Genomic DNA, 15,876 nt, shown 5'->3' with positions numbered 1-15,876 from the left:
GAAACACACCATGAACAGTTTGATTGCATGGTGGGCCCGTAACCGGGTCGCCGCCAACCTCGCCATGGTCGGCATTCTTGTAGCCGGCGTGATTGGTTTCTTCAGCATGGAACGGGAAATGGACCCGCAGGTGCGTTTCCCTGGATTGGAAATCCGCGTTTCCTGGCCCGGCGCTGCGCCCCAGGAAGTGGAAGAGCAGATCGTTGCGCGTATTGAGGAAGCGGTGAGCGACCTCGACAATATCGACTGGGTACGATCCACATCGTCCGAAGGTTTTGGCGAGGTGTATATCCTCGCGGAAACTACCGTGGATTTTTCCCGTTTTATGAACGACGTGAAAATCCGTGTGGATGGTATCTCCTCCTTCCCCCGCGATATTGAACCGCCGCAGGTGCACCAGTGGGTAAACCGCAACGAGTTTATCCGCGTGGCCGTGCACGGCGACCTGGGTGAGCGCGAACTGAAACGCCTGGCAGAACAACTGCGTCGTGAAGTAGCCACCCTGCCCGCTATTTCCGTAGTAGAACTCTTCGGCACACGCATGGAAGAAGTTTCCATTGAAGTCAGCGAGCAGGCCCTGCGCCGCTACGGCATGACCTTCCAGGAACTGGCGGAAGCCATTCGTGCAAACTCCATCAATCAGTCCGCCGGTACCGTGCGTACCGAAGTGGGCAGCTACCAACTGAAGGTGCGGAACCAGGCGGACAGCGAACAGGAGTTTGCCAATATCATCGTGCGCCAGACCGCCGACGGCGGCACCATCCGCGTCGGCGATGTGGCGAAGGTAGTGGACGGTTTTGAGGACAACGAGATCCTCGCCACCCTGAACGGTGAGCCGGCAGTTCTGCTGCAGGTGATGAGCACCGAAACCATGGATATCGTCACCGCCTCGGATTCCATTCGCAAATGGATCGCCGACCGCCGTGAGACCCTGCCCGCCGGTGCGGAGCTCACCCTGTGGACCGACAACGCGGAAGACTTCAAAGGCCGTATGGAAACCATCAGCGGCTCCGCATTGATGGGCCTGCTGCTGGTGCTGCTGGTACTGGTTTTCAGCCTGCGCCCGAAAGTGGCCTTCTGGGTATCCGTGGGCATCGGCACCGCTTACGCCGGCGCCTTTGTTTTACTGCCTACCGTGGGCGTATCCCTGAATATGCTGTCCACCTTTGCCTTCCTGCTGGTACTCGGCATCGTGGTGGACGATGCCATTGTGGTGGGTGAAAGCATTCACAGCGAATCCCACAATCCGGAACATCAAAAATCCGGCGGCAGCCTGAGCGCCGCGGTGATCGGCACCCAACTGGTGGCCAAGCCGGTGATCTTTGCGGTACTAACGACGATTCTCGCCTTCCTGCCGTGGATTTTTATCAGCGGCTCCACCAGCGAATTCACCCGGCATATTACCTGGGTGGTGATTCTTGCCCTGCTGTTCTCGCTGATCGAATCCTTGTTTATCCTGCCGGCGCACCTGAACAATCTGAAGCCGCAGACTAACCCCGGTCGTTTTGGCCGGATTCAACAGCGCATTGCCAACGGCATTGTGCACTTTGCACAAAACCATTACCGCCGCGCCGGCCAATGGGCGGTAAATCGCCGCTACCTCACCGTCAGTATTTTCGTGGCGGTGATGATGATCGGCTTCGGCGCTTTCGGCAGTGGCTGGGTGAAGAAAAGCTTTATGCCGGATATTGAATCCGACCAGATTATTGTGAATGTGGTGATGCCGGAGGGCGCCCCGTACAGTCGTGCCCTGGAAGTACTGGCGCAACTGCAGGACGCGGAAAAGCGCCTGGAGGAAGAGGTCAATCAGCGCGCTGCCGAACAGGGTAAATCCGGCGAGGGCGCATTGATCGAAAACTGGTACACGCGCTCCCGCCGCGACAGCGTCATTGCCATCGTACAACTGGCGCCGCCGGAAACGCGCGAGATGTCGGCAAAAGACGCCGCACTGCGCCTGCGCGAACTGCTGGGCGACGTACCGGACGCGAAGGAAGTTTCCGTTCAATACACCAATAACAACAATGGTCCCGGTTTCGAGCTTTCCATCCGCCATCCGGACCTGGAGATACTGCGCAAAGCCACATCGGACCTGGAGTCCCAGTTGCGCACCTACGAAAGCCTGTACGACGTGCGCAATAACCTCGAAGGCGCATCGGAAGAAATCCGCATTGACCTCAAACCCGGCGCCACCAAACTGGGCCTGACCCTGGCGGAAGTCAACCGCCAGGTGCGCCAGGCCTATTTCGGCGAAGAAGTGCAACGCCTGCCCCGCGCCGGCCAGGATGTAAAAGTCATGGTGCGCTACCCGCTGGAATCGCGCCGCTCCATCGACAGCCTGAAGGATTTTCGCGTGCGCACCAGTGACGGCCGCGAGGTTCCGCTACTCGCTATCGCCGACCTGGAATATGCGCCGGGTATCAAGCGCATTCAGCGTTGGAACGGCAACCGCGCGGCACGGGTGATGGCGGATCTGAAAGACGATGTGCGCGGTGACATCATGAAGGACCTGGAAGAAAACTTTTTCCCGGAATGGGAAAAGCGCTACCCGGGTATTGTGCGCGGCGCGGTCGGTCAGGCGGAAGGTGAGAAACGCTTTATTGCCGAGGTACTCGGGTTGTACACCATGGCCTTCTTCGCCATGTACAGCCTGCTGGCGGTGGCGTTCCGCAGCTATTTCCAGCCAATTCTGATCCTGATTGCCATTCCGTTTGCCTTCGTCGGCGCCATTCTCGGTCACGGCGTGATGGGCATGACCATGGCGATTTTCAGCTACTTCGGAATCGCCGCTGCCGCTGGCGTAGTGGTCAATGACAACCTGGTATTGATGGACCACTGCAATCGCCTGCGGGAGAAAGGGTTGGAACCGATGAAAGCCGTGGTGGAAGCCGGCGTAGCACGCTTCCGCCCTATCCTGCTCACCACCGTCACCACCATCGTGGGCCTGCTGCCGATGATGCTGGAGCGGAGTATTCAGGCGGCCTTCCTGCAGCCGATCGTGGTGGCGCTGGCGTTCGGGGTGTTTGTGGCGTTCTTTGTTACGCTACTGCTGGTGCCGGCGATGTATGTGGTTGGTGTGGATATCAGCCGCTTTGCGACGCGCAGTAAAGCAAAAGTGATCGGGAAGCTGGGCGGCCAATCGCAACCCGCCCATGCCGAGAACTCTCTGTCCAACTAACGAATCACCCAACGCCAACTAAAAAGGCCCGTGGATTTTCATCCACGGGCCTTTTTGTTTACTGGACTTTGTTTACTGGAATGACTTAGAAATTTTTGGCCGTATTTTTAAACACTTCGCCATCTTTCATTACAAACTGCACCTGCTCCAGTACGGAAATATCCTCCAGCGGGTTGCCAGGTACCGCAACAAGATCCGCCAGTTTGCCCTCTTTAATACTGCCCAGCTCATCCTGTTTACCCAGTAACTGCGCCGCATTAATAGTGGAGGCCTGCAATGCCTGCAGCGGTGTCATGCCGAATGTGACCATACGGGAAAACTGCCGCGCGTTCTGACCGTGGGGGTAAACGGCGGCGTCAGAGCCAAACACCATTTTCACACCGGCATCCACTGCTGCACGGAAACTCTCCCGCTGCTGGCCACCGACACGGCGCTCTTTCTCCAGGCTTTCCGGCAGGATACCGGCCTTTTCACCTTCAGACAGAATGTACTCGGTGACATAAATATCCATGGAGAGCACGGTGCCGTGCTTCTTCGCCAGGCGGATGGTCTCTTTATCCAGGAAGCTGGCGTGCTCCACCGAGTCAACACCGGCACGAATGGCCGCGTTGATTCCCGCAGTACCGTGGGCATGGGCAGCAACCGTGGTGCCGCGATTGTGCGCCTCCGTCACCGCCGCCTGCATTTCTTCCAGCGCCAGCTGCTGCGCGCCCGGCTCTGTCCCTTTGGACATTACACCGCCGGTCGCGCACAGCTTGATCAGGTCCGCGCCGTATTTGAAATTTTCCCGCACCTTCGCGCGCACCGCCCAGGGGCCATCGGCTACACCACCGCCTTCTGCTTTGTACTCCACTGGTAACAAGTTGTTATCGCAATGGCCGCCGGTTATGCCGATCGCCGGGCCGGAGACAAACAGGCGCGGGCCGGGAATATCGCCATCGTTGATTGCATCCCGCAGGGCCACATCGGCGTAGCCACCCGCTCCAAGGTTGCGCATGGTGGTAAATCCGGAGTCGAGTGAAATCCGCGCATTTTTGGCACCAGTGAGTGCGGAGCGTACGGTGGAGACCGCCAGGCGGCGGTAGCCGTGGGTGTGGGCATCCCCGGTCAGGTGTACATGCATGTCCATAAGGCCCGGAAGCAACGTGCTGCCCGGCAGGCGAATGGCACCTTCCGGCACTTCGCCATTGGCAGTGACCGAGGTAATGCGGTTGTCGTCGACGGTGATTACCGGGGCTTCGATGATCCTGCCTGTTTCCACGTCGATCATGCGATCGGCGGTGATGTGGGTTGTGGCCAGGGCCTGGGTGGAGATTAGGGCTAGGAAAATAGCGGTGCAGCGCAATTTGTTGAGACGAGACATAGGATCCCTAAGGTTTCAGTTATAAACATTGTTTGAGGTGTTTTACTGGCTTTTGCCGGACGTGTCACCTTCCGGGCATATACAGGCAAATTCTGGGCCGGAAGCCGCTGCGGATTACCACTTGGCTATACTCCGAATTCTCAAACCCGACTTGGAGCCCTGCCATGCGGAAATACCTGCTCACAGCCGTTCTTACCGCTCTCCCCTCTTTTGCGTTTGGTGTCAGGTATGGATATGAGAAGGGGGTTGTTAACTTCCTCGTATATGACGCGCCTGGTCGGATCGCGCTCTATGACGCAGCCATAAACTCAGGGGATCCTGAGGAAGTGTTGAGATCTCTTGCGATCGGGCAGGCGAAATTGATGAAGAGTCTTGAGGGTGCGGGGCTTACTGCTCCGGCGTTGCTGCCTTTAAATACGACGAAGGGGTTGGAGGTTAGTTACGAGGAGTATTTGCCGGTGGCGGAGGGGTATTCGGAGTGATTTTTGACTTTTAGCGGATAGCGGATAGCGGATAGCGGATAGCGGAAACGGTGCGGGAATTGGGCTCTGGTCGGGATGGACTTGAAACACGCTAGGGCGTGTTTCAACCCTGGCGGGCTCGGCTGCGCCTCGGTCTTAACTCGCTGGCGCGAGTTAATCGAACCGGAGGGTTCTCACCCTCCCTCACCGCCATATACAAAAAAGCCCAGCATATAGCTGGGCTTTTTTGTATATGGCGGTGAGGGAGGGATTCGAACCCTCGATGCCTTTCGACATACACACTTTCCAGGCGTGCTCCTTCGGCCACTCGGACACCTCACCAAAACTGATTGTTGCGTTTCTTTCTGGAATTTTTACGAGCTTCCAGTCCGCACGCCTGCGTGCTCGTGATGCCCGTTGGGCATGGTCTCCGCTTTGCTACGGCTCGACCATTCAGAGGCATCACCAAATTGTCTTGCTAATCAGTAACATAGCGCCCCGATCAGCGAGCGCGAACTTTACAGAATGGCGGCGGCGGGTGCAAGTGTATTCGGCAAAAAAACCCGCCAAGCGATTCTGTTTGCGCGGTTACTCGCCGCTCCACTCGGCAAAGAAGTCTTCAACGGCGAGGTCTGGTGCGGGTCTCGCGGGCTTGGAGGGGGTACCCATATAAATGAAACCACTGATTTCTTCGTTATCTGCCAGGCCCAAAGCTTCCGCGACCTGCCGGTTCTCAGCGAGGGCACCGGTGCGCCAGTATGCGCCTATATTTTGTGCAAATGCAGCGGTAAGCATCGCTTGCACCGCACCCGCGGTGGACATGCGCTGCTCGTTGAAGGGGACCTTGGGATGCTCCTGGAGCCGGGTAATGGCGACGATCACCAGAGGAGCGCGGAGCGGCATGGCAGAAATGCGCTCTTTCTGGGCCTCACTCAGCTCTTCCTGCCCCTCGCTAGCGGCGAGATAAATCTGCCCTAGCCTGTCCCTTGCGGAGCCTTCGACCGTTAAAAAACGCCAGGGGCGAAGGTTGCCATGGTCCGCTGCCCGCAGGGCCGCCCGGAATATTCTTTCGCGCTGGTGACCGTCGGGCGCGGGCTCGGTCAATACACCAATCGAAACCCGGTTGTGCAGTGCGTCCAACGCGTCCATCTGTGCCTCCTGAAATACCAAATGAATGAATGCAGACAGGCGATTCTACCCTATTGGCGGGCCACCATTATCGTGGACGATCGTCCACCTTTAGGATCACCCCCTCATTTAGCGTCGCTTTCACTACCAGATAAGGGTAAACTTTGCGCCTGTCAGTGACCTGAGCCACGCATTTCTAATAAAAACAGTACCAACTAAAAAGAGATGGGGTTCTCTGGCGCCAGCGCCGATGCGGACAAGAAGAAAACAACAAGCTCCCATTTAACTCCTGCAAATGACGATTATCACCTGATCCGTTTTTTGCAGCACAGCTTTAGTAAGACCCAGCGTTCATGCAGAACCAGCCTGAAGAAACCAACAGCACAAAGTCCGATTCCCGGTACCCGCTGTATTTTCGCGCTTTAATCTGTTTCGCGGCCTCCGGGACGCTTCTGAACAGTATTACCTGGTCCTCGCTGTTCTCGCAGGGCGCACTTCTCCCGCTGGGCATGGCAGTGTTACTGCTTGCTTATATTCCCATCGCCTACCAGATTTCCCGCCGCGCAGCCCCAGAGAGCCAGGAAGAGGTGCACCGCTGGCTTTCGTTTACGGATGCGCTACTGGTCGGCATGGCCATGGCACTTTCGAACTTCAGCCTGCTGCCAAGCCTGCTTTTCCTGACCATGGTGCAATTCAACGCGCTGACCCTCGGTGGCGGCCGGAGCTGGTTCGAGCACAACACCGCGATGTTGCTCGGCGTGGGTATCGGTTATCTGGTGCACCGCCCTGCGCTGGTGGTCAATGCGGACCTGAATATTAGTGCTGCAAGCCTGATTGGTGTGTTTACCTATTTCTGCTGCCACGCGTTTTACATGTTCAAGCAGATCTCAACCCTCAAGCGCAACAATGAACAACTGCAGAAAGAGCAGCGCATCGCCAACCTCGCCAGTTACAAACTCTCCCGCTACCTCCCAAATCGTCTCTGGCGTGCGGTAACCACCGGCAAAGAGAAAGAGATCGTCACCGAGCGCAAGCTGCTCACCGTCTTCTTTTCCGACATCAAGGACTTCAGTCAGCTGACCGAAGAGATGGAAGCGGAAACTCTGACGCGCCTGTTGAATAGCTATTTGACTGAAATGTCGCGAATCGTCGCCCACTACGGTGGCACCATCGACAAGTTTATTGGTGATGCCGTCATGGTGGTATTCGGTGACGACCAGAGCAAGGGCCCCAAATCAGACGCCCTGCGCTGTGTGGCTATGGCACTGGCCATGCGCAAGCGCGTTCGGGAAATGATGCAGGAATGGTACGACCAGGGCATATCTCACCCCCTGCAGATTCGTATGGGCATCAATACCGGTTACTGTACGGTCGGTGTTTTCGGCACCGCTGATCACCAGACCTATACGGTAATGGGTACCCACGTAAACCTTGCGGCACGACTGGAAAGCGCCGCGGATCCAGGCGAAATTTTAATCAGCCATGAAACCTGGGCAATGATCAAACAGACGGTAATGTGCCGGGATAAGGGCCATGTCACGGTAAAAGGCTTTAGCACTCCGGTTAAGGTGTACTCGGTTTCTGACCTGCGTAAAAACCTTGGAGGACAACAGAGTTACCTGGAAGAGCACGCACCGGGTTTTGCCATGCACCTGGACCTGGAAAAGGTCAGAAATTACGACAAGGAAAAAGTGCTGAAGGCGCTCCAGAAAGCGCAGGCACAATTGAAAAGCAAAGTAATCATTTAGACTTGGCGGCTACGCCGCCAAGTCGTAAGCTGACCGTCAAGGTCACCCGTGTTTTCGACAAACTTCAGTACATTAACGAGCGATCATACCGCGCAGCTCGTTCACTGCCTGGCGCAACGCCTCAACCTCTTGATCTCTCTCCGCAAGCTCCTGTTCCAGGGCATCACCACGCACTTTTAACGCCTTGATCGCCGCGAGAGCCACACCATTCATATCGGACGCCGAAATAACGCCGTCTTTATCACCATTTAAACCGAACTGCTTGTGGAAGTCTTCAGCCATCGGACCGATGTGGCGCACGGACTCTGGGTCTCGATTGTAGTTCCAGGACAGAACATCCAACGCGTCTACTTTTTCCAGAATATCGTTCGAATCCACTTGAGAGAAGTTCGCTTTTGCCGAACGGCTGGAGGTGTAGGTAATACCATTCGCCACCAGGTTTCCTGGAATGGTCAGGGTACCGGTACTATCGACAGACATCTCTGGTACATCCGAAATACCGGTGTTTACAAAGTTCACCTGGAATTCATCGGCCGAACTGGCCAAATCGATGCTATCCAGCGGCGTGGTAATACGGATGGCTTCATAATTTACGCCATTGGTATTTTCCGCAACAAGGCTGGGCTCCAACTGGTCATTGTTAACTTTGATGTAAGTTTGATTTCCAATAGCGATATGCTGAGGTTTAATCCAAAGCGAGCTGGTGGGAGAGTCAGGTGTAACTCGGAAAGGCAATTTCTGGTTGTGGCTCATATCGCGCAGAAAGAAATTCGACTCATTGCCCGCAAGATCCCAAATCTGAGGCGTCCAGCCATTGGAGCCATCTTGCTCAAGACGCAGTGCCGGGGTATCCCCCCAGGCTGAGTGCACGCTCGTCGCAGGTGAATCGGTGTTAACCCCTAACTTGCCGGTGCTATCCAGCACAAGCGTATTGTTCTTTGCCCCTGCCTCTATTCGGAAAGGAGTTTTCCCCGCAGTACTATCTTCAACGGAAAAATGGCTCTCGCCACCATTGCTGCTGTCATTGATGACTATGCGCCAATCATTTCTCGAAAAATTCCCCGAGCTGCTGGTATCGTCGAAGTGAATGCGAAGGTTGTTCTCCTTGATTCTCAGAGTATCAAAACCAAATGTTTCACTGGCGGTACAATCTGACCCAACACATTCACTACCCTGAACAATGACATCCTCCGCATGCACTTTAGCTGCGTGAACATTGGCCGTGGCGCCAGCCAGAGCGATAGCTGCGCAGAGGCGGGTTATATTTGCTTGAATTTTCATGATCTTACTCTTGATAATTGGCCTTTTAACGGCCTTTGGTTGTTTACGGATTGACGATGGAAATCGTATTGTTTGAAATCTCAAAGCTACCGCTGATCACTGTTTCCATGATCTGACCTGGCACAGTTCCAGACTGGCGCCCGTTACTGACATTGCTCCCCTCGGAAATTATTTTCCCTTGCACGCCCACCGACTTGTACACATGAAAGGTGTAAACACCATCAGGAATATCGCCTTCAAAATCGAAATAGGGCTTATCTGATGAATAGAAAAAACCTCCGGGTCCATTTAGCTCATAAACCTCACCGGCAGCGCCAATCGTGAGCTCACCACCATCCAGTGTCACTTGTGCAGCAGCCACGACGGAGGCTGCGCTTGCTGAATCCTGCTCAGCAGAAACAATCCAGGGGGCACAGGTGATGGCAACGATCGCCATCGCTTTAAAAGTAAAATTCATTATTTATCTCGCTTGGTTTTTAATAGATTTCATTTTTCAGTTACGGCGTAAATTCCAGGCTACCACTGTCAACATCCTCTACTTCGACAGGGATCACCTCCCCACTACTGACTTGCACGATTTCGATAGCATTGAGTTTCACCCCAAATGTCTTCACCACTGGCTCTGGTGCTGGATCGGGATCACCGTTGCCATCCCCGCCGGAGCTACCACTGCCACCACCACATCCACCCAGCAATACAAGAGTGATTAAACTGAAGAAAAGTGCAGGCACACGAACAGATCTAATTGAGCACATTAGAAATTCCTGATAAGAAATCTGCTACCGGGCTGAGAAGCACAACCCGGAGCAACATTGAATAAAAAATGGGAAATCAGTTGGGGGACTGTTTCCCCAAAAGGGGTTGGGAACCCACGAAAACTAAACCTGTCACCGCGATCTAAAACTGATAAGTAACAAGTATTTTGATCTGCCCTGCGGGCAACTGAATAGCCGAAGGTAGATCAACGATTAAAGTCTCATCGTCTCGGGTAAAACTGCCGCTTCCAATCAACTCAGAAGCGTCCGCCTGGCCGTTTTCATTTTTATCGAGATACAGTCGCACTTCGCTGACTTCACTACCCTCTTCCATTTCGCCAGTGGCCTGGAGCGCAAGCGACTTCAATTCGGCATCACTGGAATCACTTTCCAGGGTAAAGGCAAGCACAACTTTCTCGCCATCCCCTGCAGAAAATTGAGCCTCTTCCAATGGGATTACGGCTACGAACACAACAGGTTGTGAAACGGCGAGCGTACCAACCGCACCAGGGTCGACGACTATGCCGTTAGCAACACCATCAGCGTCATTTGCGCCACCGTCTTCAATGGTAAGTTGCACACAGAAATGCCCCTCAGCGAGACCTGGTTGGTAGTCGGCACTTCCCGGTGCAGGACAGACGCCCAGCTCACCTGGGGCGGAGGAAACGCTATTGCCCGCATTTTCACTGAACGCTACCCAACCAATACCTTGCTTATATTTCAGGTACTGGGCACCGGCAAACAACGCGCTTGTCTGCGGCAATACAACGCGCGTGCTGGCTCCGGCTACAACTCCATGTACTTCAAAGTCAAAAATCCCATGCAAGAACTGATAGCCACTGGAGCCAGCCAGGCTTTCACCGTACAGCACGTCGATATCGTCAAGGCCAATCTGGGCGATGCTGAAACCCGCAACGTAAGCAACATCGCCAAGCCGCAGGCTTGTACCGCTATCACTTTGAATCAGCGCGCCCAGTCCATCCATGGGCAGTTGGTTCGTCGCGTCATTCGCGTCCAGATAGTCGGGGATACGGTCGCCGTCACTGTCGCCATAGCCCTCGATCACATCATTAACACCGTCGTTATCGGAATCTTCTGACGCACTCAAGTCGGGTGCATTTTCCTCAATACTCAACAGTAGGCTGGCATTGACAGATTCACCGGCCACATCAACCACTGACAACTGCACGCGGAAGGCACCGGACAAACCGTTGGGATCAAAGGTAAAGCTCTCGCTGGTGTAGCCATTTACGGGGGCGAGGGATTCACTACTCCAGCTGAAAGTGTGGCTATCTGACGGATTGGGGTCGCTTACTTCAGCAATCACGGTCGCCATACCAGCGTCCGAATAAACGGTGGATACGGCGTAGTTACCCTGTAAAAGACTGATGGAAACTGTGGGCGCTGCATTCCCCTCAATCAGGGTAATCACTTGCTCGGCTGCTGAGCCCAAAGCAGCATTACTCGCGTTTTCCAGAGTGACGACCAACGTCTCGTCGCCTTCGAAAATTTCGTCACTCAAGGTTTCAAACGGAATACTGCCCGACAGCCCAGAGGTAATATCGACGCTCCCCGACAACAGGCCATGGTCGCTGCCATCCGCGGTCCCGCCTACGAGGTAAGTTACGCGAACCGGATATGTCACCGGCGCACCATTCAGGAGTACCTCTATTGAACCTGAAGTACCTTCCTCCACGGTTTGCGCGGCTGCCATACTCACCAGGGGAATCACATCCACTATCTGCTCGGCACTGATACTATTGCCAGCAGCGTCTTCTGCGGTCCAGATAATTCGGTGGCGGCCGGGAACGAAAGGGCCAATATCATCGGCGACAGGAATGATCGTTCCGTCCTTCGCGTCCTCTGCGAAGGCACTGCCCAATTCCACTGCGGTGGTTGCACCAGTCGACACTACTTCAATATCTGCCGGCACCATCAATACAGGCGGTACATCGTCGACATTGATATCACTGCCAGCCAGATACTCAGCCAGATTACTGAGCCCGTCGCCGTCCAGATCGCTGTCGGCATCACTGGGATCGTCGATATCCAGACCATTTTCCACTTCGTATGCATCCGGCATACCGTCATTATCACTGTCAGCGTCATCACCGTTGGGAGTTGGATCGCTGTTATCACCAGTGCCATCGCCGTCGCTATCTGCCGATTCACTCGCGTCGTAAGGAAAAGCGTCGTCGCTATCGTTGACACCGTCGTTGTCGTAATCGAATGGGTAAGCGTCCAGGTAGTCTTCGATTCCATCTCCATCGGAATCCATGTCGCTGACAGTAAAGCTCTGGGTCACAGCTTCCGAGGAAAGATAGTTGTCATTACCCGATTGGGAAGCAGCAATCGAGCATTCACCGTAGCCAGTCAGGGTGACGGTGGTGTTACTCACACTACACACTGATGCGGTAGTCGATGCGAAACTTACATCCAGGCCAGAACTTGCCGTGGCGCTGATGGAGAAATCTACATCACCTAGTGTTTTATTCTCGAGTGCGGAAAACGTGATTGTTTGCACGGCTTTCTCGATGGCTACCGAACGAATCACGGTGTCGGCCGCATTCCCGGCTGCATCGCTCACGTCGTAGGTGACGCTGTAGATACCAGCTGCCGAAGTGTCGACAGTGCTGACTACGACAATACTGCCGGTGATGTCACCATCAACGCCATCTTCTGCAGTAGCACCCGCATCGGTGTAGCTGTCACCGAATGTCAGCATCACACTGGCATCGCCTGACAGGGTAATCACAGGAGCGACACTGTCTGTGGTGATATCTGATCCGTTTTCGTACTCGTACAGATTGCTCAGGCCATCGCCATCCCGATCACCTTCCGCATCGGTCGGATCGGCCACATTGAGACCGGCATCGACTTCGACAGCATCTGGAATTCCGTCGTTATCGTGGTCTGACGGCCGGCTATCATCACCGTCGAGCACACCATCGCCGTCGCTGTCGCGGTGCACAACACCATTAATTCGCAGGCCCGGTAATTGCGTTTCGGTGCCGAAATCCCAGTAAAGGGCATCGCCAGTACTAAGGTAGCTACTCCAGCCACTGTACAAGGTATCGCTGGTACATGAGAAATCATCAGCCGTCGTCGCGCATTGCAGTTCAACCAGGTTTTTTCCGAAGTAGCCGTTCTCGACAATTTGATTGCCGCTACTGCTTTGACTGCTGGTGTCTGTTGCCCAGTAGCTGTAGGTTACGGAGTTACTTTGATTTAAACCGATCAGGCCACCGGCATCCGCGCTGGCATACACGGAACCCACTGCAAAGGTAGCAGCGATGCTCGCATTAGTAGCGGCATAGCCAACAAGGCCACCAGCATTTTCCGATGCAGACACCTTACCGGTGGCAAAGCTGCTCGATATATCTGAGGCGATCAGGCTGCCAATCAGACCACCGGCGTTGAAGGAGTCCTCTCCGGTACCGGAAACCTGACCAGTCGCATAACAACCGCTGACCTGACTGTTGCCTACAACACCGACCAGGCCACCGACATCATCACTGGTTCCACGAACGTCACCAGTGGCATAGCAATCCTGGATCTGCGACAAGCTACTGGTGCCGACAAGTCCGCCCACCCTGTCGTGTCCAGTGACCGGCCCGGTGCTGTAGGCGCTGGCAATCACGGTATTGCCCGCAAAGCCCACAAGCCCACCGGTAGAATTTTGACCCGAGATACTCATCAGAGCGCCATTGAGGCCGACATTCAGTAGTGTCGCGCTCTGGGTGTACCCGAACAGCCCCTGGTAATCTGAATTGCGATCCAGATAAAGGTTGCTAATTCGATAGCCGTTGCCGTTAAACACGGCGGCGAACGGAGCGCTGTAAGTTCCGACACTGCTCCAACCGTTCCCGCTATTCCAGTAAACCTCGTCTGAGAGATCGCCATCGGTGTCACTGTCGAAATCGAGATCCCGAGTGAGCTCATATCCGATACAGCCTTCTTCCGGGCAACCGGCGGTAATGCCAGACAGTGAGCTACCGCTCAGATCATCGCGCATCGCATTGAGATCCACGAGGGAATCGATTTCGATCAAGCCGTTATCATCAACGTCCACATCATCCGATGCCGAAGAGCCAGTGGGGTCGAAGGGAAAGGCATCCTCGTCGTCGTTCACATTGTCGTTGTCGTCATCAGTATCGGCATTGTCACCGATGCCGTCACCGTCATTGTCGGCACTTTCGGTTTCGTCGTAGGGGAACGCATCCAACGCGTCTTCTACGTTGTCGTTATCGTCGTCCGGGTCGGCATTGTCTCCGATGCCATCGCCGTCGGCGTCGGAAGTTTCTGTGTCATCGAACGGGAACGCATCCTGCGCATCTTCTACGTCATCGTTGTCATCGTCGGTGTCCGCATTGTCACCGATGCCATCGCCGTCGTTGTCAGACGATTCCGAGTCATCGTAGGGGAAAGCATCGCTATCATTCTCGACGTCATCGTTATCAATGTCGGAGTCGTAGGGATCGTATTCGCCGTCGCCATCCGTATCACGAAAGGTCAAGCCATTGAGGATGGATACCGGGTATTGATTGCTGGTACCAAAATCCCAATGCGTAGCAGGCCAGCCAGCGTAGACCGAAGTCTGGCAACTGGAGTCGCCCGGTGAAGTTGGACACTGCAGCTGAGTAGAGGTCAGGCCACTGCCGTAGTCGCCGGCGCTGCCACTTTGCCCAGTGGTTTCAGTGTCCCAGTAGATTCGGGTCACACTCACCGTACCGGAGGCACTGCCTAGCAGCCCGCCGGTATCGCCGGAGCCGGTGACACTGCCGCGCGCATAAAGGCGCTGCAGGGTTGCATCATCATTCAGAGCCCCTGCCAGGCCGCCCACATATTGGCCACCGGAAACACTGTTACCTGCGTAGCTGTCGCGCAGCGTCAGAGTGCTCGGTACAAAACCAATCAGACCGCCGGTATAGCTGCCGCCAGACACACTGCCACGGGCAAACGTGCGCTCGATCGTGCTGCCGGAAGTCGATGGCAAGCTGCCGAACAGGCCGCCTGAGTAACTGCCACTTGCAGTGACCGACGCATCCACGTAACTGTCGCTTACGCTACTGATATAAGCCTGACCGCCAAATCCGCCGACAAAGCTGTTACCGCTGATCGTGCCGCTGATACTGCAGTTACTGATGGTCGAGTCGGGGGTACCCTGGGAGAAGCCGAAAAGTCCGCCGGTAAAAACGCCACCGGTGATACTGGTGAGACTCCCGGAAATATGGAGGTTGCGCAGGGTCGCGCCTTTTACTATCGCAATCAGGCCAACATTATTGGTACTGCCGCGGTTGATATACAGGTTCCGGATACTGTATCCGTTGCCTTCGAGAATGGCGCTAAACCAGCTGTAGCTGCCATCATCATTGGCCCCGATTGGCCTCCAGCCACTACCACTGTTGTAATAGCTTTCGTCATTCAACTTGCCGTCGCTATCGGTGTCGAAGTCCAGGTCTGTGGTCAACTCATAGCCGTTACAGCCCGATCCAGGGCAGCCACTGCTACTTCCGTAAAGGCTGGCTCCCGTCAGATCATTGCGAATCTCATTGAGGTCCGCGAGATCGTTGATCTCAATAAGACCATCGTTGTCCAGGTCGTAATCCGACCGGCCGCTTTCCGCCTGGGCCTGCCCCAGAGAAAGCAGGAAACCAACGGCGACGATCCACTTAAGGAAAAAACACCCGATCACATTTTTTATCAACGGCATTGCCAACAGCTCTTTTATTCGGTCTTGGAGTTCTGATCAAGGCACGGGAACGGCGCGAATTTACGTTTGCATTCCTGGCACAATAGATACATACGTAACCGGAGGGGTAATCCCCTCAAACCGGAAATAAGAAATCTGTATTTTTTGGTAAAGCGCCAACAGGAAGTCAGTTGGACGAAGGACATACCCCTGAACAGGGTATATAGATGGCGGGATCGGGTGAGGTGAAAACCTTGAAAATTGTTCGCGGCG

9 protein-coding genes and 1 tRNA gene are annotated in these 15,876 nt (G+C 54.9%); 3 read left to right on the top strand and 7 right to left on the bottom strand.

Annotated elements, in window-relative coordinates; genetic code table 11:
* Positions 1-10: 10 nt before the first annotated feature.
* The gene (locus tag ACYX4K_RS04050) at positions 11-3,175 is read left to right on the top strand and encodes an efflux RND transporter permease subunit (protein WP_475093391.1); all 3,165 of its coding nucleotides are present in this window, start codon (positions 11-13) and stop codon (positions 3,173-3,175) included.
* An 85-nt stretch (positions 3,176-3,260) separates the two neighbouring features.
* Here the strand turns inward: ACYX4K_RS04050 and ACYX4K_RS04045 are convergent, their stop codons facing one another.
* The gene (locus tag ACYX4K_RS04045) at positions 3,261-4,538 is read right to left on the bottom strand and encodes a Xaa-Pro dipeptidase (protein WP_475093392.1); all 1,278 of its coding nucleotides are present in this window, start codon (positions 4,536-4,538) and stop codon (positions 3,261-3,263) included.
* Between the two features lie 164 nt (positions 4,539-4,702).
* Here ACYX4K_RS04045 and ACYX4K_RS04040 point away from each other — a divergent pair, with 164 nt between their 5' ends.
* Entirely contained in the window at positions 4,703-5,020 is a 318-nt protein-coding gene (locus ACYX4K_RS04040) for a hypothetical protein (protein WP_475093393.1), read from the top strand.
* Positions 5,021-5,253: 233 nt separating this feature from the next.
* On the opposite strand, the gene ACYX4K_RS04035 is transcribed toward ACYX4K_RS04040, so the two are convergent.
* Positions 5,254-5,341, bottom strand: a tRNA-Ser gene (locus ACYX4K_RS04035).
* A gap of 246 nt (positions 5,342-5,587) precedes the next feature.
* The gene (locus ACYX4K_RS04030; RefSeq protein ID WP_475093394.1) at positions 5,588-6,148 is read right to left on the bottom strand and encodes a nitroreductase family protein; all 561 of its coding nucleotides are present in this window, start codon (positions 6,146-6,148) and stop codon (positions 5,588-5,590) included.
* Positions 6,149-6,480: 332 nt separating this feature from the next.
* Here ACYX4K_RS04030 and ACYX4K_RS04025 point away from each other — a divergent pair, with 332 nt between their 5' ends.
* Positions 6,481-7,875, top strand: coding sequence for an adenylate/guanylate cyclase domain-containing protein (locus ACYX4K_RS04025; RefSeq protein WP_475093395.1), 1,395 nt, complete (start codon positions 6,481-6,483; stop codon positions 7,873-7,875).
* Positions 7,876-7,947: 72 nt separating this feature from the next.
* On the opposite strand, the gene ACYX4K_RS04020 is transcribed toward ACYX4K_RS04025, so the two are convergent.
* The 4 genes from ACYX4K_RS04020 to ACYX4K_RS04005 all read right to left on the bottom strand — a co-directional run bounded on the left by ACYX4K_RS04020 (position 7,948) and on the right by ACYX4K_RS04005 (position 15,624).
* The gene (locus ACYX4K_RS04020) at positions 7,948-9,156 is read right to left on the bottom strand and encodes a tail fiber domain-containing protein (RefSeq protein WP_475093396.1); all 1,209 of its coding nucleotides are present in this window, start codon (positions 9,154-9,156) and stop codon (positions 7,948-7,950) included.
* A gap of 43 nt (positions 9,157-9,199) precedes the next feature.
* Positions 9,200-9,613 (bottom strand): hypothetical protein, encoded by a 414-nt coding sequence (locus ACYX4K_RS04015; protein ID WP_475093397.1) that lies wholly within the window; start codon positions 9,611-9,613, stop codon positions 9,200-9,202.
* Positions 9,614-9,653: 40 nt separating this feature from the next.
* Entirely contained in the window at positions 9,654-9,911 is a 258-nt protein-coding gene (locus ACYX4K_RS04010) for a hypothetical protein (protein ID WP_475093398.1), read from the bottom strand.
* Between the two features lie 142 nt (positions 9,912-10,053).
* A complete protein-coding gene (locus ACYX4K_RS04005) occupies positions 10,054-15,624 on the bottom strand; it encodes an immunoglobulin-like domain-containing protein (RefSeq protein WP_475093399.1) in 5,571 nt (1,856 codons plus the stop codon).
* Positions 15,625-15,876 lie beyond the last annotated feature (252 nt).

This window comes from Microbulbifer sp. ABF4_107, from assembly GCF_056312215.1.
The sequence above is the reverse complement of the archived record's forward strand: the minus strand, read 5'-3'. Positions and strand labels throughout refer to the sequence as shown.

Bases quoted from the DNA above. Each gene is read 5' to 3' on its own strand.
- ACYX4K_RS04015 (WP_475093397.1), bottom strand. From the start codon at position 9,613: ATGAATTTTACTTTTAAAGCGATGGCGATCGTTGCCATCACCTGTGCC.
- ACYX4K_RS04050 (WP_475093391.1), top strand. From the start codon at position 11: ATGAACAGTTTGATTGCATGGTGGGCCCGTAACCGGGTCGCCGCCAAC.
- ACYX4K_RS04040 (WP_475093393.1), top strand. From the start codon at position 4,703: ATGCGGAAATACCTGCTCACAGCCGTTCTTACCGCTCTCCCCTCTTTT.
- ACYX4K_RS04025 (WP_475093395.1), top strand. From the start codon at position 6,481: ATGCAGAACCAGCCTGAAGAAACCAACAGCACAAAGTCCGATTCCCGG.
- ACYX4K_RS04020 (WP_475093396.1), bottom strand. From the start codon at position 9,156: ATGAAAATTCAAGCAAATATAACCCGCCTCTGCGCAGCTATCGCTCTG.
- ACYX4K_RS04005 (WP_475093399.1), bottom strand. From the start codon at position 15,624: ATGCCGTTGATAAAAAATGTGATCGGGTGTTTTTTCCTTAAGTGGATC.
- ACYX4K_RS04030 (WP_475093394.1), bottom strand. From the start codon at position 6,148: ATGGACGCGTTGGACGCACTGCACAACCGGGTTTCGATTGGTGTATTG.
- ACYX4K_RS04045 (WP_475093392.1), bottom strand. From the start codon at position 4,538: ATGTCTCGTCTCAACAAATTGCGCTGCACCGCTATTTTCCTAGCCCTA.
- ACYX4K_RS04010 (WP_475093398.1), bottom strand. From the start codon at position 9,911: ATGTGCTCAATTAGATCTGTTCGTGTGCCTGCACTTTTCTTCAGTTTA.